The sequence below is a fragment of the Gracilibacillus suaedae genome, assembly GCF_017599345.1.
GTDB classification, from domain to species: domain Bacteria; phylum Bacillota; class Bacilli; order Bacillales; family Amphibacillaceae; genus Gracilibacillus; species Gracilibacillus suaedae.
Window position 1 is genome coordinate 42014 of record NZ_JAGFVL010000042.1, and the last position, 22864, is coordinate 64877.

At 36.2% G+C, this 22864-nt stretch carries 25 protein-coding genes; 10 read left to right on the plus strand and 15 right to left on the minus strand.

Going from position 1 to position 22864, the window contains the following annotated elements:
• The first annotated feature begins 50 nt into the window (after positions 1-50).
• Positions 51-305, plus strand: coding sequence for a hypothetical protein (locus tag J5J03_RS12535; protein WP_208589962.1), 255 nt, complete (start codon positions 51-53; stop codon positions 303-305).
• A gap of 206 nt (positions 306-511) precedes the next feature.
• On the opposite strand, the gene J5J03_RS12540 is transcribed toward J5J03_RS12535, so the two are convergent.
• From J5J03_RS12540 to J5J03_RS12555, 4 genes are all read right to left on the minus strand, one after another.
• Positions 512-1612, minus strand: a complete 1101-nt coding sequence (locus tag J5J03_RS12540; protein ID WP_208589963.1) for an ABC transporter ATP-binding protein — start codon at positions 1610-1612, stop codon at positions 512-514.
• A 155-nt stretch (positions 1613-1767) separates the two neighbouring features.
• Positions 1768-2664 carry a PucR family transcriptional regulator gene (locus tag J5J03_RS12545; RefSeq protein WP_208589964.1) on the minus strand — a complete coding sequence of 299 codons (897 nt, stop codon included), beginning with the start codon at positions 2662-2664 and terminating at the stop codon, positions 1768-1770.
• 110 nt (positions 2665-2774) lie between these two features.
• Positions 2775-2963, minus strand: coding sequence for a hypothetical protein (locus J5J03_RS12550; RefSeq protein ID WP_231710734.1), 189 nt, complete (start codon positions 2961-2963; stop codon positions 2775-2777).
• A 43-nt stretch (positions 2964-3006) separates the two neighbouring features.
• The gene (locus tag J5J03_RS12555) at positions 3007-4254 is read right to left on the minus strand and encodes a YheC/YheD family protein (protein ID WP_208589965.1); all 1248 of its coding nucleotides are present in this window, start codon (positions 4252-4254) and stop codon (positions 3007-3009) included.
• A gap of 92 nt (positions 4255-4346) precedes the next feature.
• On the opposite strand from J5J03_RS12555, the gene J5J03_RS12560 reads away from it, so the two are divergent.
• From J5J03_RS12560 to J5J03_RS12580, 5 genes are all read left to right on the plus strand, one after another.
• Positions 4347-5471 carry a DUF445 family protein gene (locus tag J5J03_RS12560; RefSeq protein ID WP_208589966.1) on the plus strand — a complete coding sequence of 375 codons (1125 nt, stop codon included), beginning with the start codon at positions 4347-4349 and terminating at the stop codon, positions 5469-5471.
• A 93-nt stretch (positions 5472-5564) separates the two neighbouring features.
• On the plus strand, positions 5565-5915 hold the full coding sequence (locus tag J5J03_RS12565; RefSeq protein WP_208589968.1) for a YlbF family regulator: 351 nt from the start codon (positions 5565-5567) through the stop codon (positions 5913-5915).
• Positions 5916-6013: 98 nt separating this feature from the next.
• On the plus strand, positions 6014-6913 hold the full coding sequence (locus J5J03_RS12570; protein ID WP_208589969.1) for an ABC transporter ATP-binding protein: 900 nt from the start codon (positions 6014-6016) through the stop codon (positions 6911-6913).
• Positions 6906-8165, plus strand: a complete 1260-nt coding sequence (locus tag J5J03_RS12575; RefSeq protein WP_208589970.1) for an ABC transporter permease — start codon at positions 6906-6908, stop codon at positions 8163-8165. Before J5J03_RS12570 ends, J5J03_RS12575 begins: the two co-directional genes overlap by 8 nt.
• A 64-nt stretch (positions 8166-8229) precedes the next feature.
• Positions 8230-8436 (plus strand): hypothetical protein, encoded by a 207-nt coding sequence (locus tag J5J03_RS12580; protein WP_208589971.1) that lies wholly within the window; start codon positions 8230-8232, stop codon positions 8434-8436.
• Positions 8437-8447: 11 nt separating this feature from the next.
• On the opposite strand, the gene J5J03_RS12585 is transcribed toward J5J03_RS12580, so the two are convergent.
• Complete coding sequence (locus J5J03_RS12585; RefSeq protein ID WP_208589972.1) at positions 8448-9398, minus strand: NERD domain-containing protein; 951 nt, start codon at positions 9396-9398, stop codon at positions 8448-8450.
• A 304-nt stretch (positions 9399-9702) separates the two neighbouring features.
• Here J5J03_RS12585 and putP point away from each other — a divergent pair, with 304 nt between their 5' ends.
• Positions 9703-11184, plus strand: a complete 1482-nt coding sequence (gene putP / locus J5J03_RS12590; protein WP_208589973.1) for a sodium/proline symporter PutP — start codon at positions 9703-9705, stop codon at positions 11182-11184.
• A 60-nt stretch (positions 11185-11244) separates the two neighbouring features.
• Here putP and J5J03_RS12595 read toward each other — a convergent pair whose 3' ends face one another.
• Positions 11245-11625 carry a GNAT family N-acetyltransferase gene (locus tag J5J03_RS12595; RefSeq protein WP_208589975.1) on the minus strand — a complete coding sequence of 127 codons (381 nt, stop codon included), beginning with the start codon at positions 11623-11625 and terminating at the stop codon, positions 11245-11247.
• Positions 11626-11744: 119 nt separating this feature from the next.
• Between J5J03_RS12595 and J5J03_RS12600 the strand changes: the two genes are divergently transcribed.
• From J5J03_RS12600 to J5J03_RS12610, 3 genes are read left to right on the plus strand one after another with little or no spacing between them, the layout of a single operon-like run.
• Entirely contained in the window at positions 11745-12962 is a 1218-nt protein-coding gene (locus J5J03_RS12600; RefSeq protein WP_208589977.1) for a metallophosphoesterase family protein, read from the plus strand.
• Between the two features lie 3 nt (positions 12963-12965).
• A complete protein-coding gene (locus J5J03_RS12605) occupies positions 12966-15800 on the plus strand; it encodes an ATP-binding protein (RefSeq protein ID WP_208589978.1) in 2835 nt (944 codons plus the stop codon).
• Positions 15801-15814: 14 nt separating this feature from the next.
• Positions 15815-16216: a GNAT family N-acetyltransferase gene (locus J5J03_RS12610; protein ID WP_208589979.1), complete on the plus strand. Its 402-nt coding sequence runs from the start codon at positions 15815-15817 to the stop codon at positions 16214-16216.
• Positions 16217-16661: 445 nt separating this feature from the next.
• On the opposite strand, the gene J5J03_RS12615 is transcribed toward J5J03_RS12610, so the two are convergent.
• From J5J03_RS12615 to J5J03_RS12650, 9 genes are all read right to left on the minus strand, one after another.
• Positions 16662-17264: a DedA family protein gene (locus tag J5J03_RS12615; protein WP_208589980.1), complete on the minus strand. Its 603-nt coding sequence runs from the start codon at positions 17262-17264 to the stop codon at positions 16662-16664.
• A gap of 1 nt (position 17265) precedes the next feature.
• Complete coding sequence (locus J5J03_RS12620; RefSeq protein ID WP_208589981.1) at positions 17266-17682, minus strand: GNAT family N-acetyltransferase; 417 nt, start codon at positions 17680-17682, stop codon at positions 17266-17268.
• Positions 17683-17922: 240 nt separating this feature from the next.
• On the minus strand, positions 17923-18210 hold the full coding sequence (locus J5J03_RS12625; protein WP_231710726.1) for a Uma2 family endonuclease: 288 nt from the start codon (positions 18208-18210) through the stop codon (positions 17923-17925).
• Positions 18197-19426 (minus strand): hydrolase, encoded by a 1230-nt coding sequence (locus J5J03_RS12630; protein ID WP_208589984.1) that lies wholly within the window; start codon positions 19424-19426, stop codon positions 18197-18199. Before J5J03_RS12630 ends, J5J03_RS12625 begins: the two co-directional genes overlap by 14 nt.
• 93 nt (positions 19427-19519) lie before the next feature.
• The gene (locus J5J03_RS12635) at positions 19520-20485 is read right to left on the minus strand and encodes a peptidylprolyl isomerase (RefSeq protein ID WP_208589985.1); all 966 of its coding nucleotides are present in this window, start codon (positions 20483-20485) and stop codon (positions 19520-19522) included.
• A 117-nt stretch (positions 20486-20602) separates the two neighbouring features.
• Positions 20603-20782 carry a hypothetical protein gene (locus tag J5J03_RS22010; protein ID WP_018933682.1) on the minus strand — a complete coding sequence of 60 codons (180 nt, stop codon included), beginning with the start codon at positions 20780-20782 and terminating at the stop codon, positions 20603-20605.
• A 171-nt stretch (positions 20783-20953) separates the two neighbouring features.
• A complete protein-coding gene (locus tag J5J03_RS12640; RefSeq protein ID WP_208589986.1) occupies positions 20954-21493 on the minus strand; it encodes a DUF3267 domain-containing protein in 540 nt (179 codons plus the stop codon).
• A 152-nt stretch (positions 21494-21645) separates the two neighbouring features.
• The gene (locus tag J5J03_RS12645) at positions 21646-22017 is read right to left on the minus strand and encodes a YtxH domain-containing protein (RefSeq protein ID WP_208589987.1); all 372 of its coding nucleotides are present in this window, start codon (positions 22015-22017) and stop codon (positions 21646-21648) included.
• 69 nt (positions 22018-22086) lie between these two features.
• The gene (locus J5J03_RS12650) at positions 22087-22506 is read right to left on the minus strand and encodes an HIT family protein (RefSeq protein ID WP_208589988.1); all 420 of its coding nucleotides are present in this window, start codon (positions 22504-22506) and stop codon (positions 22087-22089) included.
• Between the last annotated feature and the right edge of the window lie 358 nt (positions 22507-22864).

A 22864-nucleotide genomic window follows, 5' to 3' on the forward strand; every position in this document is an offset into this window, starting at 1 on the left:
AAGTAAAACGAAGGTTAATAATAAGTCGAGTTTCATTGCGGAGGATAAATATGTATATTTGTTATCTATGTAATGGCTTAGAAAAAATGGAGCATAGATGTCCGGTATGTGATGCACATATGCTAGATGGAGGTAAGGTTGTCGATTACTATGATGATTATGCGCCTTATATTGAAATAAACGATGCACAATTGATTGATGGAGTACCTAATTCCAGTTCATCACATCAATGTGTTCACGTTGGAGTTTGTTCAGCTTGTAATTATACCGAAGAAGTTGTTATCCATGAGCATGAATTATCATGATAGTTTGAGTGAAGCAAATAAATGTTCTTCGGTTCATTGATAAGAGTACGAACGATCAGACTAGTTTTAACCCCCACTGATCATTAGCGAACTTATCTCAGTTACTTGAAGCTTGAAGTGGGAGTCTTACAAACGATAAGCACCGTGATAAGTCAATCTAGGAAATAGAAAAACCCGTTTCGAAGAACGAAACGGGTTTGATTACATTATTGAATGCGTTGTTCATTGTCTTTATCAAAGAAGTGGGATTTATGCATATCGAATGCTAAGTCGATTTTTTCACCACCGTGGATATCTGTACGAGAATCAACACGTGCAACGAACTCTTGACCATTTACTTCAGAATATAGATAAGACTCAGAACCCATTAATTCGGATACGTCGATCGTAGCGGTAATTTTCTTACCTGGGTTAGCATCTAAGAAGACAGGCTCATCATGGATATCTTCTGGACGTACACCTAGTACTACTTCTTTACCAACATATCCTTGCTCACGAAGAATTTTCATTTTTCCTTCAGGTACTTCTACTTTTGTATCACCAAGTGCAATTTTTCCTTCTTCTAATGTACCATTGAAGAAGTTCATAGCTGGTGAACCGATGAAACCACCAACGAAGATGTTGTTTGGCTTGTCATATACTTCTTTAGGAGCACCAACTTGCTGGATAACACCATCTTTTAATACAACAAGGCGAGTTGCCATTGTCATCGCTTCTGTTTGGTCGTGTGTAACGTAAATTGTAGTTGTTTGTAGGCGGTGGTGAAGCTTTTGAATTTCCGCACGCATTTGTACACGAAGTTTCGCATCCAAGTTTGATAACGGCTCATCCATTAAGAATACTTTTGCATCACGGACGATTGCACGACCTAATGCAACACGCTGACGCTGACCACCTGAAAGTGCTTTCGGTTTACGGTCTAAGTAAGCTTCCAAACCTAGAATACGAGCTGCTTCTTTTACACGACGCTCGATTTCGTCTTTTTTGAATTTACGAAGTTTAAGACCAAATGCCATATTGTCATATACGTTCATGTGTGGATATAGTGCATAGTTTTGGAATACCATCGCAATATCACGGTCTTTAGGAGCGACTTCATTCATCAATTTGTCATCGATGTAGAACTCTCCACTAGAAATTTCTTCAAGACCTGCAATCATACGAAGTGTAGTTGACTTACCACAACCAGATGGACCTACGAATACGATAAATTCTTTGTCTTTAATTTCAAGGTTGAAGTTGTCAACTGCTTTGTCTTCACCTTTTGTATAAATTTTGTCAATGTTTCTTAATGATAATTCTGCCATTGTATTCCCCTCCTAATTTGTTGAAAGCGTTTCATCTATGTCTATTAGTTTACTAATAAAACGTCCAAACGTAAATAGAAAGCGTGCACAAAAAAAGTCAGCCTATTTGTGCACGGTTACAAAAGCATGTCCATCAAGCAAAAAACTGTCTCATTTTACCATTTTGTGCGCATGAGCAGACATAAATAAACGGCAATAGCTCCATCGAATTGTTTCACATCTATCCCCGTTTTCTCAATGAACTTGTCCACACGGTACTGTAAACTATTACGGTGCATGTACATTTTTTTTGCCGCTAAGGTCGTATTGGAATTGGACTCCAGAAAGACCTGAACCGTTTTTAATAATTCTTCGTCACTTTTTACCTCATTAAGGATCGAATCCGTAATCATCTGTTGTTCTTTATCACTTATATCATGTAAAAATAGGTACGGAATCGCTTTAATATAATCCAAAACATCATGATTATGGCGTCTGGTTAAGTAGTAACATTTTTTAATCCATTCATAGAAATTTGGTGCTTGTTGAATATGATGTAATGTTGGACCGACAAAAAGCTTTATATTGATATAAAAATCTGTCGTCAGTACCTCGATAATCTCTGAATAGGATACAAAGTCCTCCATTGTTTGGATTTCTTCCTGAATGATTACTCCTTCATGATTGTTTTCCCAAAGGATCGAAGTCTTTTGTGGGAACAAACCATGGATCGCTTCTCGAAAAGATTCAGGATCAATCGACTCATCTGATAGAGAAAAATAAACAAAATGAAAGGCAGACAAATTAGCTTCTATCATTTTTTTAGGAATTTCTTGTTGAAATAAAATATCCATCCATAGTTTTTCACGTTCAGTAGTCGGTGGTTGACTAGCCTTATATGGCGTTAGTAATATTTCTAAAATTTTCGATTCTCTCTCCGTTAATTCATCTTTTGGTACTCCGATAATGTCATTTTCGTTTGTGACATACCATTTATACGAAATCGTATCCATTTTTGTCTCATTTGTATGCGTAACTAAATTAGGAAACATTTGTTGAAGTTGTTCTAACATGTTTAAGCCTCTTTCATTGAAAATCATTTACATCTATTATAACAAAGAATCTGTGCTATGAGCGTTAACTCCATAAAAATACACACACTTTTCAAAGAGTGTGTGTATTTTTACTCTCCGTCTGTTTCGGCGGGAAAGGCTTCTTTTTCTTTTGGCAATTTTCTCGCTTGTTCGATTTGCATCCGACCATATACCGAATGTGCTGTACCACCAGCCATTCCTTCATTAATCATACGGTCAACATCTACTTCATATTTCTCGCGGGAATCTGTCTGTTTTTTGGATGAAGGTTTTGCCACGATACTCCCTCCTCTAAGCATAGTTTGAACCAAAAGGTGAAAATCATTCAAAACTAGAGATAGAAGCTAACGAGAACTCAAATAATGAAGTGAAATAATCTTGTGTTTTAGTTGCAAGAGCAGGATGGTAAAATACTTGCCAGCTCGGCTTTGCCTGAACTTCTAGTAACCAGAGTCTCCGTTCCTGGTCGATACCGATATCAAAGCCTATCTCTCCAATCGTGCCAGGTAACATATTTTCTAACAGCTTGCTTAATACTATGGCTAATTCTTTTACTTTTTTTACGATATTTCTCCCTAAATTCAGTGTGTCTAAATTAACTATTTCATTCCCGATATTTTTTCTGCCATATAAAAAGGACACCTGCCATTGCTTCGTTTTGTTTGTATGAACTCTTAAATAGAAGGGATCTCCCTGATGTTGCATTAAATCTAACGCGTCCTGTAATACATATTGCTGGAAGCCGTTAGGGAAGAACGCTTGCTTAAATTGTTCAAGGTCTTGATAATATTGGCGACTGTTATAGTTGTGCGTAACAAAAAGAAGACCTCCTACTTCTTCTAAATAGAAATGATTGGTATCATCATCTTTCAATGACATAAGTGTAATTGGATGCTGGGAGAGTTTATGCCTAATGGTCTGGGTCGAAGGATGAAAAGTAGTATCAGGTAGAAGATAATTGATTCGTTCATGATTTATGATATCATCGTAAACTTGCCATTTGTTAAAAAAATCAGGATTAAATATAATAGAGTTTGTGGTCAAATGTTGTTTAATTTTTTGTACCTTTTTATGTGACTCGATTTTACGATTAGGTATGCGGTTGTATATGACAGGCGGTATATCTGTTTCGATCGTTTTCCACTTCTGTTCTTGCCAAACAACTCCTGTTAAGCTATTTGTTTGGGAATGAATGTGATGATAGGAGAAAAAAATTGTCTTAAATCCGTGTGTATGTCCGACACTAGCCATTTCCTGATATAATCTTTCATAGGATGTTTGCTGTGGCGAGCGATGGCTGAAAACACCGAAGAGATAGTTCATATGGCAGGTGTGTGTGTCGATATCCAAAATGATTGGTGCATGATTAATTAAATGAAATTGCTTCATGATCGAAGAAGAAAGGTAAATCGTATCCGATTTGTTATGGTGGCTTAAGATATCACAAGGAATGTTCTGTAAACCATGCTGAAGCATAGATATCTGTTTTAAGCGATAGTAAATCTCAATAGGGACAATCATTCTATTTTTGTCATTAGGATAGGCTATTATTTGGAATGTCTGTCGCATATGAGCACCAGCTTTCTTCATATAGGCTAATTCATTATATGCAACAGGAAAGAGTACTATACTTTTTACAAAGCGGAAAGGAGGAAAGAACGGTGGATAACCTGATTATAATACTATTCATGGTGGCGATAGGGAGTTTTATTGGTGGATTAACCAATTCCATTGCTATTAAGATGCTGTTTCGACCATATGAGGCAAAATATATCGGTAAATGGAAGGTGCCTTTTACCCCGGGTGTTATCCCGAAAAGGCGTGATCAATTAGCGAAACAACTCGGTCAATTGGTTGTTAATCACTTAGTAACGATCGATAGCATTCAATTAAAACTGCAGGACCAGAGATTAAAACAACAAGTACAACTAAAGATAAACAAAGAGTGGGAGCATTTTCTGGCCAAATCCATCACTATCAGCCAACTGTCAGATAAGTTTCAACTAAATCTAAATGCTGATCGTGTGAAAAGAATGATTGCGGATAAAGTCATGGAGCAAATGCGTAACTTTTTGCAAAAAAACCAACAAAAACCACTCAAGCATTGGCTTGGTCAGGTGATGGCAGAGAAGGAAATGGAAAAGGCATCCATTCTTTTGCGAGATAAAGGAATCGATTTATTAAATAATGAAGAAACTCATCAAAAGATAGAAGCAGTAATTAAACAATACGCTGAATCTAAAGGTTTTCTAGGAAGTATGATGTTATCGATGTTCAGTAGTGGTGAATTAGCGCTAAAAATCCAGCAATTAGTAACGGATTATTTACGTTCTGATGACGGAAGCAGATGGATCCAGCAAGCTGTCCAAAAAGAGTGGACAAACCTTTTACACCAGGAAATACAACTTATCGAACCATTGTTTGAAAAAGAAGAAACACAACAGTTACTGCACGGATTAATTCATGACAATATCCCAGTGGAAGAATGGCTAAACAAACCGATTCAAGAATTAATAACCCCTTTTTCCTATCCAATAAAGGAAAAGGTGCTACCGTTACTAGTCGAGCAGTTATTTAGTAAATTGTCAGATAGTGTACCGAATATGCTACAACATTTAGAAGTGGAGAAAATGGTCGAAAATCAAGTTGCGTCCTTTCCAACTTCACGGATAGAGGAGATCATTTTATCGATTTCTAGAAAAGAATTTAAACTAATTACTTATTTAGGTGCTTTATTAGGTGGGTTAATTGGATTAATTCAGGCGATTCTCTTTATCGTCGTTTAAATCTTTGTTATAGTGGTAAAGTACATGTAGGAACATATACATGAAGGTATAGCAACCTATGCATGACGTAACTATTTAGGAGGATTTTATTTTATGTCAAACGTTTATGACAGTGCAAATGAGCTTGAAAAAGCAATTCAAGAAAGCGACGAATTCAAGGATTTAAAAGCTGCTTATGATAAAGTAATGGAAGATCCGAATTCTAAGCAAATGTTCGATAATTTCCGTAACACACAGTTAGAGTTGCAACAGAAACAAATGCAAGGTATGGAAATTACCGAAGAGGAAGTTGAAAAGGCAAAACAAGTTGTAGAACTTGTTCAACAACATGATGACATTTCCAAACTAATGGAACAAGAACAACGTGTCAATGTTTTGATTAATGATATTAGCCGTATTATTACAAAACCATTAGAAGAATTATATGGTGCACAACAACAATAACGAACACATCATGAGTTGCAGTATTTACTGTAGCTCATTTTTATTTGAAACTTTTTGCCTGTTACTACCGTAATAATAATTGGAAGGAGTGAAAGAATGTGACGTTAAAATTAGAGAATGTTACGAAAAGATTTGGATCATTTACAGCTGTTGATGATTTATCGATCGAGATACCTGAAAAGAATATATTCGGTTTTCTTGGTGCAAATGGCGCAGGAAAAACAACAACATTTCGAATGATCCTCAATTTATTAGATCAAACATCTGGATCTATTACCTGGAATGGAGAAACAATCGATTACAGCAAGAGTGATCAAATTGGTTATTTACCAGAGGAGAGAGGTTTATATCCTAAATTAAAGGTTCGCGATCAATTAATTTATCTAGGGAAATTACGAGGGATGCAAAAGAAAGAAGTATTAGATGAATTGACTAGTTGGCTTGATTATTTAAAAGTTCCACAGTATATGGACAAAAAAGTAGAGGAATTATCGAAAGGGAACCAGCAAAAAATCCAATTTATATCGGCGGTCATACATAAACCAAAGCTGCTAATTTTGGATGAACCTTTTTCCGGGTTGGATCCTGTTAACGTCGAATTGTTAAAGAAGGCAGTAATCGAATTAAAAAACTCTGGAACATCGATCGTCTTTTCCTCACACCGGATGGAGCATGTAGAAGAATTATGTCAGCATTTATGCATGATGCAGCACGGAAAACCGATTTTACATGGTGATCTTCGCGAAATTAAACGATCATTCGGTAAGAAAAATTTATCAATACAAGCGGATTTTGATTTATCCTTCTTAGAAAACGTCGCTGGTGTTGTGAAAGTGAAATACTTTAGTGATGGTGTCCTTTGTCAAATTGAAAATGAAGATGTCTCCCAAAGTGTGTTGGAGGAAATATCAGGAAAAGGATTTATCCGTAAATTTGAATTGGATGAACCAAGCCTGAATGACATCTTTATTGAGAAAGCTGGTGAGTCATATGAATAAATTTTGGATTGTCTTTTCTCATACTTATTTATCAAAAATAAAATCAAAATCATTTATTATCACCACTGCTATCATTCTAGCGTTAATCGTTCTAATGTCGAATGTTCAATCATTTATAGAAATGTTCGGTTCAGATGAGACAGACCAAGTTGCAGTTTTAACAGAACAAGAAGAAGTATACTCACAATTAGAATCAAGGACGGAAGCAGATTTTGAATTAGAGCATTTTGACGGCACACTAGAAGAAGCACAAGATGCGGTCGGGGAAGAATCATTTATTGCTGTGTTGGATATCAGGGAAACGGAAGAAGGATTACCTGAAGCTACTTACTATAGTAGAGATTATACTAATCAAACTGCACAAAATATATTAGAAAGCCAATTACAACAAATAAAAGTAGAGATGGCAACCAATCAATCAGGTATTGATCCCGCTGTCATTGCTTCAATCTATGAGCCAGTTTCTTTTGAGAATGAATTAATTGCTACAGGTAACGGTGATGCTAGTGACGTCAAAACAGAAGAAGAGTTAAGCGGAGCACGTGGCCTTGTGTATGCGATCTTATTTTTACTATATATGGCGGTCATCTTGTATGGAAACATGATTGCGATGGATATAGCCAACGAAAAAACATCAAGAGTAATGGAAATTTTAATTTCAAGTTCCTCACCAGTCAGTCAAATGTTTGCCAAAATTTTTGGAATAGGCTTGGTAGGTCTAACCCAAATGATTCTGCTACTAGGGACAGCTTACTTCGTTATTATGCAGAAGCAAGATGAATTGATTGGTGATTTCTTTGAATTTTTCGGACTATCTGATGTCAGTGTCTCTACATTTATATACGCGATCATCTTCTTTCTGTTAGGCTATTTCTTATACGCGACATTAGCAGCGATGTTAGGATCATTAGTAAGTAGAACGGAAGATGTACAGCAATTGATGACTCCTGTCACATTTTTAATTATTGCTGCCTTTATGATTTCAATGATCGGTTTGAGTATGCCGGAATCAACATTTGTTGTTATTTCGTCGTATATCCCATTCTTCTCGCCAATGGCAATGTTCCTGCGTGTCGGTTTACTGGATATTGCATTCTGGGAAGTGGGATTAAGTATTCTAATATTAATTGTAACCATTATAATATTTGCCATTTTAGGAGCCAAAATATATCGAGGCGGCGTACTCATGTACGGCACATCCACCTCATTAAAAGACTTCAAAAAAGCATTACAGCTATCGAAAAAAGAATAAGAAAAAGAGGAAGCTATTTCGCGACGAGCGAAATAGCTTCTTCAAATTTGTTTGGTTGTCCAAGTTGATAGTAAACCAAGCGAAGTTGCCAGAAAAGTCGAGAGAGTTGCCAGTAAACCAAGCGAAGTTGCCAGAAAAGTCGAGAGAGTTGCCAGTAAACCAAGCGAAGTTGCCAGAAAAGTCGAGAGAGTTGCCAGTAAACCAAGCGAAGTTGCCAGAAAAGTCGAGAGAGTTGCCAGTAAACCAGCCAAAGTTGCCAGAAAACTCATAGAAGTTGTCTCTTTAATTTAATAGTATAGTTAAGTCATATTTTCGATCTCGATAACTCCCGACAAATGGACAGTTTAATTGTCTTAATAATCTTTTCGTCAGGTCTATTGATATGCCGTCCAAAAACCATCTGGCCTGTTTATTAGTTATTACTGGACCGAAGATCAATGCCCACTCTTTAAGCGCATGGACATGCATCATTTTGTCTTTAATACCACATTTAGGACATTGCCAAGTTCCATAAATCCTTTTTGCTTTTACATACTGACATGATGGACAAAATACACCTCGTACTATTTTTCGAAGATCTATCTTAAATTTGTCATGTATCTTTACTTTTCGTTCTTGGTGATGGGCTGAAATGAAATTAATGAGGTGTCTGCTCTCAGTAAAGTTATATTCGTTGTTAGCTGTTTGTTCTTGGAGGAAAAGTTTGATTCTGAGAGACAATTGCTGAACGGGTATCATATCAGGATGCTGAAAGTTAAGGTTGGCATTCGGGTGAGTAAAAACAACGATTGGATGAATTGGGGGAAAAGAGAAGCCGTGTAAAGTAAGCAGCGCTTCTAATTTTTCTTGTTGGAATTTAGCTTGTAAAAGTGGGTGATCATAAATTTCGATTTTTCCATCTTCATGTTCTTGGACTAATTGATCTGCTTCATTAATGAATAGCTTGCCTTTTAGGTGTTTGACTTCACAAATGAAGATTTTCTTTAGGAAAAAGGATAGGTTGTCCATTTGGAAATAATGTTTTTGCCAAGGTAACCGGATACCATACAACAGCATTTTTTCATTTTGCACCATATGCAAATGATAAGGTAATTGCTTTTCACCGGTATAACCCGATAATTCTCTGCCATATGCATTTTCCAAATCTTGAGGAATATCATGAGGTGAGAGTCGGCTGATAAGTGCTTCTAACTGTCTTAAATAAAAAGATTTTCTTACAGAATCATGGACCAAGTAATAGACCTCCTTTAGTATTTTTTACCATGATACCATACTGGATCAAGATTGGAAATATTCTGAACTTCGACTTTCCAATAACTCTATCATTGTTTACAACGGGTCAGATATGATAAAATAAATCTTTTTAGAATATATAGTAAATCAATACAGACACTATGTATACATAATTGACTAGGTGGTGATCTTGATGGAACAGGAAACAATCAATGCAGCAACATGGGGGTGGTTATTAGTCCCGATGTTATCCGTTGTTCTCTTATCGTTAATCACCTTTTTTACAGAAAGAGGAGAGTAAATAATGGATAGTGTTACTTTGATAACGTTTATCGTTTATTTAGTCGGAATGTTAGTTATTGGAATTATTGCCTTTCGTTTAACGAATAACCTTTCCGACTATGTTTTAGGTGGCCGAAATTTAGGTGGAAGTGTAGCGGCTCTAAGTGCCGGAGCTTCTGATATGAGCAGCTGGCTTTTGCTTGGATTGCCAGGTGCCATGTATGCAGGTGGCATGAATCAAATCTGGCTTGCGATAGGTTTAGCAGTAGGGGCATACTTGAATTGGCAATTCGTAGCGAAAAGGTTACGGACTTATACCGAAGTTGCCAAGGATTCCATTACGATTCCAGACTTTCTAGAAAATCGTTTTCGAGACCAATCCCGGATTCTACGTGTCATTTCCGCTTTAGTTATTTTAATTTTCTTTACATTTTATACGTCAGCAGGACTGGTCGGGGGAGCCATTTTATTTGAACAGTCCTTTGGAATAGAATATCAATCTGCGTTATGGATTGGAGCCATTGTCATTATATCGTATACATTTTTAGGAGGATTTCTAGCAGTAAGCTGGACAGACTTTTTCCAGGGTATCCTAATGTTCTTAGCATTAATTATTGTACCAATCGTAGCCATTAACGCTGCAGGTGGCTGGAATGAAGTGGTCAATCAAGTGGGAAGGATAGATCCGGGATTTCTAAACGCATTTACCGATACCACAGCTATTGGTATTATTTCATTACTAGCATGGGGGCTAGGTTATTTTGGACAGCCACATATCATAACAAGGTTTATGGCTGTAAAATCGACCAAAGAAATCCCAAAGGCCAGATTTATAGGAATGTCATGGATGGTATTTGCTTTATATGGTTCGATTTTTACCGGTTTTGCGGGGATTGCCTATTTTGCCGACACACCGCTAGATAATGAAGAAACAGTCTTTATAGCATTCACGCAAGAACTATTTAATCCATGGGTTGCAGGTATTTTATTAGCTGCAATTTTATCAGCGATTATGAGTACGATTGATTCGCAATTGTTAGTATCCTCTAGTGCGGTTGCAGAGGACTTTTATAAAGGAATCATCAGAAAAAATGCAAGCCAAAAAGAATTAGTGTGGATCGGAAGAATTGCAGTCATTATCATCGCGATTATTGCGATTTTGATTGCTCAAAACCCTGAAAGCCAAGTTCTTGATTTAGTCGAATATGCATGGGCAGGATTTGGAGCAGCTTTTGGCCCGATTATCATATTGAGTTTGTTTTGGAAAAGGACAACTGTAGGTGGAGCGATTGCCGGAATGGTGGTAGGAGCTTTAACAGTGATCGTTTGGGAGCAGCTTGAAGGAGGCATTTTTGATTTATATGAAATTGTACCAGGGTTTGCATTAGGTGCAGTTGCAATCATTATCGTCAGCCTTATTTTTGGAACCCCAACAAATCCATCAAAAGTTGTGAAAGAAGAATTTAATGAAGCTATAGAAAATGAATCGAGAGGTTTAAAATAATATTGTCGCAAGGAGTCCGAAAATAGAAAGGACTCCTTGTTCATGTTTTGAAGGAAGTCCCTATAATTCAATCCAAAACCTTTTCACGACATTACCGTCATCTTCCACATAATCTCCATCTTCTATTCCACCATTTTTTAAAATAGCTTTCAGAGAACCGATATTGTCAGCATCACAAGTAACGAGTGCTCTAGTGATCCCTATCTTTTTAGCTTCAAGTAACGCCAATTCCAAAATTTTGGTCGCGTAACCTTTCTTTCGCTCACTCGGACGTATACCATAACCAATATGACCTCCAATGGCAAGAAGCATTTCTGATAATCGATGTCTAATATTGACAACACCAATAATTGTTTTCTCACCGCTTTTTTTCCACTCCAAGTAGAAATCCTGATATTCTCTCGTTAACATTTTCGTTGGTTTCACTAATTTAACAGACATACCGCCACGCCCCCCCCCCATATTTCAATTTTAACATAAAATTCCACAAAAATGACAAAACGAACGTGCATTCTTATTTGTGCTCTGCTACAATAGAGAGAGGAAGAAGGTGAAGAATTGTGAGAAAGGAAATTTCTTTCATTCATTGTGCGGATTTACATTTAGATAGTCCATTTAAAGGTTTGAAAGACATCCCATATGAGCTATTAAGAGATATTAGACAAAGTACATTTCAAGCCTTAGAAAATCTCACCGAACAAGCCATCAAACATCAAGTAGATTTTGTCCTTTTAGTAGGAGATATTTTTGACCAGGAAGAACAAAGCATGCAAGCGCATATGGCATTGCAGAAAGCTTTTCAAAGATTACAAGAACACCAGATTAAGGTATACCTCTCTTACGGTAACCATGATTATTTGAACAGTCAGTCCTTTCCGCGTAACTACCCGGATAATGTACATGTTTTTGATAAAGAAGAGGTTACCTCCTTCCCATTTATCAAAGATGGACAAGTCCAAGCGAGAATCTATGGCTTTAGTTATGAAAATAGAGCAGTAGTGGAAAACAAAACGAAAGAGTACCAGAAAACAACAGCCGATGATTGTTTTCATATCGCTACGTTACATGGAAGTATAGGAAATGAACTCAACCAGGATCATGCAAGTTATGCACCTTTTCAACTGACAGAACTGAAAGAAGCTGGATTTGATTATTGGGCACTAGGGCATATACATAAGCGCGAAATAGTAGCGGAAAGTCCGCCAGTTGTCTATCCAGGAAATATCCAAGGCAGGTCAACGAAAGAAACAGGGGAAAAGGGTTGCTACCTTGTCACCCTATCTGAAAATAATGCAGAGCTTGAATTCCGACCTCTATCTCCTATTAGCTTTGAAAAAGTACCAGTAGATGCTAGTGGTTGGACAGATATTCCAAGTGTGACGGAACAGCTAATAGAAATCACCAATCAATGGAAAACAGGGAAGACATTAATCCAGATCATTTTTTCGCAAGTAGCGGAGGACAAGGAAGTCTGGTTCACTAATGGCCAGATAACAGAAATGATTACCTATTTGAATCAGGAATTAGAGCATAGCTATATTATCGGTTATAAATGGAACATGGCAGCTAAACGATCTGAATGGCAACATGGCGGTCGTTTTTTGGAAGAGTTAGCAACTGCTTTTCAAGAAACAAATCTGGAGCAGTCAATCAGCCCGTTATGGCAGCATGGAGAAGGAAGAAAATGGCTGCTAGAATTAGAAGGTGATGATCAAATGGAAATCCTGCACGAAGCAGAATATCTTTTAGATCAATTACTGCATGAAAAGGAGGGATAAGTCTTGCGGATAGAAAGCATACATATATATGGTTTTGGTAAATGGATCGATCAGCATTTCTCTCTTGAGCAGGACGGTCCTATTGAAATTGCAGGGGATAATGAATCGGGCAAATCAACTTTGAGACAGTTCATTTTATACATTTTGTTTGGCTTGAAATCGAAACAGATAGAACGTTTTACACCGAAGCAAGGCTCAACTGTAGGTGGGAGGCTTACTGTTTCCGGACTTGCGAACCAATCTGTCACGATAGAACGAGTACAAGGCAAGCATAAAAATCAGGCGATCATATATGGTGAGAGCGGAACACAGATGGATGAAGAATGGTTAAAATCTGCTTTGCAAGGGATTAATCGTAAGGAATTCCAATCAATCTATACATTTGATGCCCATGACCTCAAGCAAATTCAAGATCTTGACAATCAATCTCTGCATGAAGTCTTATTAGCTGTAGGTATGACAGGCTCAGATCGGATCTATCATGCAGAAAAAAACTTGGAAAAAAAGCTGGCAGATCTGTTTAAACCGTATGGAAAAAAGCCGGAGATTAATCAACTTTTTCAAGAGCTAGCAGATCTCAAAAAGAAATTAACCGAAGCGAAAGAGAAGGAAAGTCAGTATCAGCAACAATTAACGGAAATTGAAGAATTAAATGAGCAATTAATTCAATTACAACAAGAAAAAAGTAACACCATCCAAAGACAGGAACAAGCTGAAAAACGGTTAACACACTATGCTTTAATCGAGGATTACTATTTCACCACTGCTCAATTGAAAAGACAAGATGCAACTATTACGTTTCCGATTGAAGGATTAAAGCGTCTGAATGAATGGAAGGACTCGCTTTTACCATTAAAAAGTGAAGAGCAGGTGCTGCGTAATAATGTAAAGGAAGTGGAGCAGCAGATAAGCCAGTTGGAGCTGATGCCTGATGAAAAATTTAAGACGATCGAACGCGGGTTAAAGATTCAGAATGAAATTGATCAAATCGAGGCAGATATCCAACAAATCGGAAAACGCATTAAAGAAATCGAAAATGAAATGATCAGCAAGTTAGAAAATATGCAGATTAACCTGACGTTGGAGCAATTACGGGAGACAGAACTTCCTTTTTATCTAGAAGAAGTATGGGCAGATTTAGCAAATCAGCGTGAGAAATTATCCTTGGAAAAACAGTATGTCGAAAACGACAAATCCTCAACGGTCAGAATAAAACAGGAATTGCTGAAGGAAAAGGAACAACTGCAAAAAGCATTGCTGGGTCAGGATAAGATCAAACAATATCAAGAGGAGATCGAACAAGCAAATCAAGCAGAGCAACAAGAACAATATCGTAAATGGCAACAAACATTTCAACAGCAATTGAAATTATCTAACCTTGTTATCCTTATTGGGTTTTTGCTAGGGGCAGGGCTTTTCTTCCTAACAGATTTAATGTGGGTGATTGTCACAGTTATTCTGGCTAGTGGTCAAAACATCGCGATTAGACTATATGGAAAAGCATTTAAACAATGGTTACAGCCTGATCTTAAAGAGTTCGTTTCCTTATCTCGTGCTGAAATTCAGGAGCGGGAGCGGATTATCGAGCAACAAAAAGAGCTCCAGCAATCGTTATCCGAAATTGAAAAAGATGTACAGAAATATCAAAATGAACAGTTAAAACAAGAAGAACGACTTTCTTTTTTAAAGGAACGTATCGAACAAATCGAGCAAAAAATCACTGATCAAAAGCAGCAATATCCATTTTTAACAAATATTGAATTAACTTATTGGCCTAGGCTTTATCAACAAGTAATCACTCAAAAAGAAAAGCTTTTGGAGATGAACCAATTAGAAACAGAAGTAAATAAATTTTACGAGCTAAAAAGGGAAAAACAACAAGCTATTGATACCCTGGATTTAGATATGGATGATTTAGAATCAATTATTGAGAAGGAGCAGGTTAATAGAACAGCTTATAAGCAGCTTCAAACGAGAAGAGCAGAATGGCAATCACAACTGGAGACTATGTTAGAGAAGCAAAAACCGTATCAGCAAGAGATCAATCTGTTACTGCACAAGGCAGAAGTGGATACAGAGGAATCCTTTATTGAAAAGGGAGAACAAAAAGAAGAACTTGATCACCTGCAACAGAAACATAATCAGTTATATGATAGCTTGGCTGTCCTTTTCACAGATGATGAAATTAAGCAAATCGCTGAAGGAAATTTTGATGAGGAAAAGACGTTACAGGTTGTACAAGAAGAATGTAAACAAGTAATCAACGAAACTACTAAGCAAATAAAAGAAAAACAAGCTTTATTAAGTGACCAAAAAGCAACTACTGCGATGCTGGAGGCAAATGAGGATACATCGATTCTCAAGCATCAGTTGGCCATCAAACAAGTAGAATTACAAGAAATAGCAAAACAATGGGCTGTATATCATGTGGCATTAACAAACTTAACAGAAGCAAAATCAACTTATTCACAAAAATATATGCCTCAAGTGTTCGAGCAAGCTAGTCAGTATTTTAGCAAACTGACATTAGGTAGGTATCCGCACATATATATAGAAGATAATGAAACGATCATTGTAGAAGACAAGGATGGCTTTGTCTTTGGAGTCACCGAATTATCACAGGCTACTAAAGATCAATTATATATTGCCCTTCGTTTTGCATTAAGTCATGTCATGGCTAACCGGTTAGCGCTACCTTTTTTGATTGATGATGGGTTCGTACATTTTGATGCTAATCGAAAAGAAAAAGTGTTAGAGATGATCGAAGAATTAAGTAAGGATCATCAAGTACTCTATTTCACTGCTAATGCGACAGCAAAAGCAAGTATTACATTATAATGGGAGAGTGTGCTATGAATCATATTATGTATAAAAGTGATGTAACGATAACGCCGAGAGATTTATCAGAAGTTTTTCAAGCTTCAGGTATAAAAAGACCTTATGATGATCTAGATCGTCTGCAACAAATGCTTGATCATGCTAATGTATTAGTCACTGCGTGGGATCAGGAAAAAATAGTAGGAGTGGCCAGAGGCTTGACAGATTTCAGCTATTGCTGTTATTTGTCAGATTTAGCTGTAGATGAAGCTTATCAGCATCAAGGAATTGGAAAACAATTGATTGAACATGTTAAAGCAGAACTAAATGAGCAAGTTGCTTTGATTCTGTTATCAGCACCAGCTGCAATGGATTATTATCCAAAAGTGGGCTTCGATAAAATAGATAATGGTTATATCATTAAAAGAACAAACTAAGTGAGGAAGGATTTTGAACAATGGCTGCTTTAAGTGAGGTTCTTTCCCCTAGCTTTTAGTCTGTATTTATTGTGAGGGACGTTTATATATTGTTCTTAATATCCATAAGCTCTACGGTTTTTATCGAGCCAAATTAACATCTATAAGCCATCCTCTTTAAAATGGGGATGGCTTTATTTACTTGTAAGGAAAGTATAAACATTGGTATCATAACTTTTTTAAGGGTTTCAATGCTATATTTCAGCCCCTTCATGGAATAATAATCCAAGTTTTTAGCTCTGACATATGTTGTAGAGCAGTACTTAGCTGAAGGGCAAACTCCACGGAAAGGGAAGTGGGAAGCCGAAGTGGTGGTCAAGCTGTTCAAATGTTTCATCATTACTACCAAAGTAATCGAAATCCATATAGCATTTAATAGAGGACCGGCGGGGTTTGCCGGTTTTTCTTAACTTCTTCTCCGTAATAAACGAATAATAAAGAATAAAACACCAAGGCAAATGAGCAGGTAGAAAAAGTCAGAATAAATATCAAAATAATAGACAATATCCTCCCATGATTCCCCAACATAAGCTCCTAATAAAACTAAGACAGTATTCCAGATTAAGGTTCCAAGGGTGGTTAGAATTAAAAAGATTGTTATATTCATTCGAGACATCCCTGCTGGAATGGAAATAAGACTACGGATTAATGGAATAAATCGACAAAAGAAGATCGTCCAATAGCCATATTTATCAAACCAAGCATCAGCCTTATAGATGTCGTCCTTTTTGATGCGGAGAATGTGTCCCCATTTTTTAACGACTCTTTCTAAGCGTTGAACGTTCAGTAGCATACCTATCAAGTATAATACAATTGCGCCTAGAACAGAACCTGCTGTTGATGAAAGGATGACACCAATAATATGTAAGGAAGATACAGTAGTGAAAAAACCGCCAAAAGTTAATACTACTTCTGAGGGGATAGGTGGAAAAATATTCTCCAGTGCTATTAAAAACATAATACCGATGTAACCAAACTCATCCATTACTGTGAAAAACCATTCCTGCATCTTACTGTTCATCCTTTACCATTCTTCGTACCATACATGGCCGTTCTATAAAGTTAAATGTCTCATAAAATCGGTGAGCATCCTTAGTAGCTAAAGCAAATTTCGTATTTTTAAGTAAGGGATGTTCCAGAATGGATTTCATCAAAAAAGAACCAATTCCGCGTCCCTGATACTCCGGGTCGATTACAACATCTAATATCCAGGAGAATACGGCTTGATCGGAAACAACTCGAGCAAATCCAATTTGTTTATTATTCTCATAAACACCAAAAGAAAATGAATTTTCTATACTTTGTTCAATCGTTTCTTTACTCCGGCCATTCGCCCAATATGTTGGTTTTAAAAGTTTATAGATGGTGTTCAAATCAAGAAATTTTCTATCATCGCTTACCACATAGCTATCGTGATACCACTCCATATGAATTCCCCATTTCATCTATTTATCACGAACTTCTTTTAACAGATCAATTATTTCTTCATTCAGTTCTTTAATTTGTTTATGCTAATTTTGAATTTTTGACAGATCAAATAGGAGAACAAGAAGTATAATAATAACAAAATACCTAATGTAATATTAACATAAAATTATTCAAAAATGTTTGAAAATGGATGATTAGGTGTTAGAAAAGGTGAGATTATGTGTTATCTCACCAACCATTTAAATAGAAAATAGTTTTGTAACATCTACTGAAAAATCATGAAAGAGGGTGGAGGAAGCAATTTCGTTTTCTTTTGCTATATTTTGCAGTACATATGTTTTATCAGTTTGTAAAACATACACTTGTATTGACTTCAAAAGTGGATGACCAATCCAGTATTCCTGTACACCATATTTCATGTATACATTTAATTTAGTTACTATATCATGAGATTGAATAGACGGACTGACTATTTCGATTATTAGCGAAGGATTACAAATAAAGCTAATGTTATTATTTCTCCTCATCTGCTTCTGTATTCTCATAACGACTATCTAAATAGTCAACAATGTGAATGATATAGCCTTCTAGATTACTAGGTTTACGAACAGCACTGCCCCATTCAGGTAAGCCATGGTGACAAAGGATGCAGTGAGACATGAGGTGAATATCTTCCATCGTGATCGAAATGTTATGGTGATCAATTACTTTAGACAATAACATGACACCGTATGGGATATGACCGATGTTTACCCCTATTGGATCCATAGCAATACCAGCTTGTTTACGGTTTGAGTCCTTAAATTCACCGGTAGGAAATAAAAAGTGAAAAATATCAAATGACTTCCCGGCATAATCATATTCTGCTAGTTTACCAATGTCGTGGAACAAAATACTTGTTGTCAACGCATCATAATTAATACTGTCATATTTATAATCAGCCATCCCTTGTACCATGTGATAGAGATGATCAATACTGTCTTTCCATACATATGCAGGTCTCGCATTGTCCTCTTTTAAAGAGTTCCAAATTTCTAATTTATACTCCGTTTCTACTTTATTAATTAATTGCATCACGGCACGAAAAGGATTATCTGATTGAATCGTTATGTATCTACAAAAACGCATCAGACCAACAGTATGTTTCAGTAGTCCGCCTAAATAATTGTGGTGGAATCCCTTGGCAGCAGGACTAATACGAAACCCTTCCCATAGTTGTTCCATCGCTTTAATGGCAATGTCTTGAAATGGTTGCTGCAATTCATAAAGGTAGGCAAACAGTTCGTCACGTAATGCTTCAATATCTTGCTGTGTATAAGCTAATAGTGTAAAAGGATCGATATCTTCCGTACACGGAGTCATTTCATATACGGTAACACTTTTAAAGCCGTTAAATTCATCAACCTGACCACGGATATCAAAGACACCTTTTTGTTCTAAAATGGGGAGCATCGCATCGACTTCACCGTTATTATCCCACATTTTTGCAGAAATGGTTCCAGATTGATCACTTAATGTCACTTTCAAGAAGGATTTGTTTGTTTTCGTTTTTTTTACTTCGAATTCATTTAACAAAACCCGAGCAGAGACGGGGCTCCCTTTTGTTAGCGTATTTAAATGTACGCCCTTTATCGCTTCTGGTAACGAAGGTGCAGGGAAATTGGTCGCAAGGTTTTCTTTTTGTTGATCTGCAAGCTCATAATCAATTGTAATCATGTCATAAAAATATTTCAGGGAACTCATTATTTATCACTTCCTAATCTTATTTCAACCTATTATTAGAATAACATAAAAACCCCTATCTTCTCACATAGTGGAAGATAGGGGGATACAGTCTTATTCAGTTTCTTCTTCAGAAGCCTCTTCGCTATCTGCTGATTCTTCTTCAGACGTTTCCTCTTCTGTCGCTTCATCAGTAGCAGGTTCTTCTGCAGTTGGTTCTTCAAATGTGAACATATCTTCGTATTGATCTATCTTCACATCAATATCGGCATCTTTCATTAAATCTTGAATTTTCGTTTGTAGTGCTGTTTGATCAATTTTACCGGAAGCAATCTCTCTTCTTAATTGATCTTCTACATCCTCTAAAGGTTCCACATCTTCTACATCTACACGATCAGTAACTTTAATAACATGAAATCCGTTTGTAGTTTGAACAGGTTCACTGATTTCGTCAATTTCCAGATCGTATGCTGCGTCTTCAAATTCAGGCACCATTTGGCCAACTCCAAATTCTCCTAAGTCGCCACCGTTATCTTTACTGCCAGGGTCTGTAGAATACTCTCCAGCTAATTCTGCAAAGTCTTCACCATCATTTAATTTGTCAATGACTTCGTTGGCAGTTTCTTCATCTTCAACCAGAATATGACTAGCAACAAGGTTTGTTTGCATTCTGTCATAACGTTGTTGAATTTCTTCCTCAGTAACTTCTATATCTTCTGTTGCTGCTTTTTCTTGAAGTAAACTTACTCGCAACTGTTCACGGAATTCATCTTCATCTTCAATACCATTTTGGGTTAAGACCATTTCAAATTGCTCTTCTCCATATTGTTCTTTCACTTGTTCAACTTCATTATCAACTTCTTCATCGGATACTTCATATTTATCTTCCAGAATTGTTTCAAGCACCATTTGCTGGAGAACTTGTCCACCATTAGGGGATGCTACCAATTCATCGTAAAATGCTTCTTTCGTAATATTACCCGATCCTGTTTCCACAACTGTTTCAGAATCATCTGAAGAACATGCGGAAAGTGCGATAACGCTTGCTGCAAATGTTGCAGTGATTGTTAATTTTTTCATTCTACCTACACTCCTATATTTAATAAAGCTATTTTTTAACTCTTGCAATAATATAACACATTTCTCATTAAAAATAACAATAAAAATGAAGATTACATTTTTTTTACTCATTTTTCATTAAATATATATAACTTCGACATATGAAGATACAAGTAAAATGGTAATTAAAATATTAATAGTTCGGAAAACATTTGGTTGTTTTTCCTGCGACATTTCAGTTTGTAAGCAAAGTCTCATAGTTAAAGAGTTGAATATAAATAATATAAAAAAAGCAAAAATGACAAAAACATACAACATCAAGCTTACCTCCTTATTCTCATGTCATTACTTTAACAAAAAATTAAAGATTTGAACAGTATGTCTTATTATAAATTGAAAAATATGTATAAAAGCATTTTAGTATGCTTGTGCTTGAATCAAAAAGGATAGAATAGACAAAAACCCGCTTCGACTTGTATCGAAACGGGATTAACGTGGTATTAAAATATCATAACCTTGTTCTTCATTAGATATTAAACATTTTTTCGGTGCTTTCCATAAATGACAAATATATAGAAAATCAACATATGATAAACTTAAATTAATTGCACCAATAAGCAGGAAATATGGATAATAGGCCGGAACAAAATAACTGCCAATGATACAAGGAATTGTGATAATTAATGTTGGTGTTAATAAAGCAAAAAATAATGTTGGTTTCGTTGTTTTTGTATGATTTTTTACATGAAAATTAGGGATGAATCGCTTCTCTAATGTCCATTTAATTCGCAAGTTTTTATTGGTGAATTTTAAAGGTAAAATTCTTAATGCTTTGTGTAGCAAAGGTAATATCGCTACGCCAAATACCACTGGGATTAGACCATGGTCTTTTACTACGACATCTTTGTGAATCAATGTAAATGGTAAATACAAAAAAATAAAAGATAATAGACCAAATAATAAAGATAAAATAAGGCTTCGGTAAAAACCAAATTTTTTGGTTACATTGATGGAATCCCAACAGTTCACCAGGATCACCCCTTTTCTAAAATCGATTCTTTTTAATAACACTCCATGACTATAGTATGTTTTGTATGAAAAATCAATAGGTTTTATGTAAAATTTTGATAAGCATTTTATCGGAAGGCATGAAAAAAGAGCTGGCAAGCAGCCAACCCTTTCTAATTAACATCTGATCGTGCATTTGTCTTGTCTTCCAGTTCTTTTAAGCTCTCTTCAATTTGTGTTAAATATTTTTGAATATTTTTTTGGTGTGGTTCGACGGTTTTCTTCCATGATTCAATCGATTCTTTCACATCTGCGGAAAGATCTTTAATTAACGCTGCACCTTCCTTTGATGTTTTGGTAATCTGTTCTTTTAAGTCGACACCTTCTGTTCTTAAATGGTTGATATAACGTATAGCTTCATCGCTCTTTTCTCTAACGTCGGTTCGTAATTCTTTCCCTGCTTTGGGTGTACTTAATAGTGTAGCAGCAGCACTTACTAATCCTCCAGCTAAAAAGCCGATTAATAATGACTTGCTGTTAATCATTCCGAACAACTCCTTTCATATATAACATTCTCTTTTTCGTTCATAATCAAACCATCATTTTTAAAAATTTTAAAGATTTGTTGATATTTGAGATGCCAGATCAGCTAAATCGTATTGACCTTCATGTGTGATCCAGTTAGGCTTAAAGCCATCGGTTTCATCATAACGAGGGATAAGATGTATATGTAAATGGAACACAGATTGCCCAGCAGCTTCCTCGTTATTATTAAGTATATTTATTCCTGCAGGTTGAAATGTTTCTTTTAAGGCATTTGCAATTTTCGGTATGCGTGCAAACAGTTTAGCAGCGATCGTCTCATCTGTTTCATATATGTTTTTAGTATGTTCTTTAGGTATGACTAGCGTATGCCCTTTCGTTACTTGACTAATGTCAAGGAATGCGTAAACATCTTCGTCCTCATAAACTTTTGCTGAAGGGATGTCACCTGCTACAATTTTGCAAAAAATACAATCATCATGCGTTTCCATATCGTTCGCTCCTTCTATTTACAAGTCTTTTCCAGATTAAGCAATAATCTTGTGTGATGTATCTAGATCTTTAGCACTAAAACTTAGGCTATTTTTCAATGCTATGTTCTTTCTTCATATTATACATTATTTTTATTGTTCTTTAAAACGCTAAGGGATAAAAAAATAGCAGGAATGCTACGAAACGACATATCGTTTCATAGCACATCCTGCATGAAGGGGAGAAATTTTTTACTTTAACCTTGAACCGGGGAAGATTCTTTCGGATAAAGTACGTGAAATGTAAAAACAATGATGATTCATTGTTTTTACAATTGTTGAAAGGATCAATATAATACTTTTTCTCTACCCCTTCCTT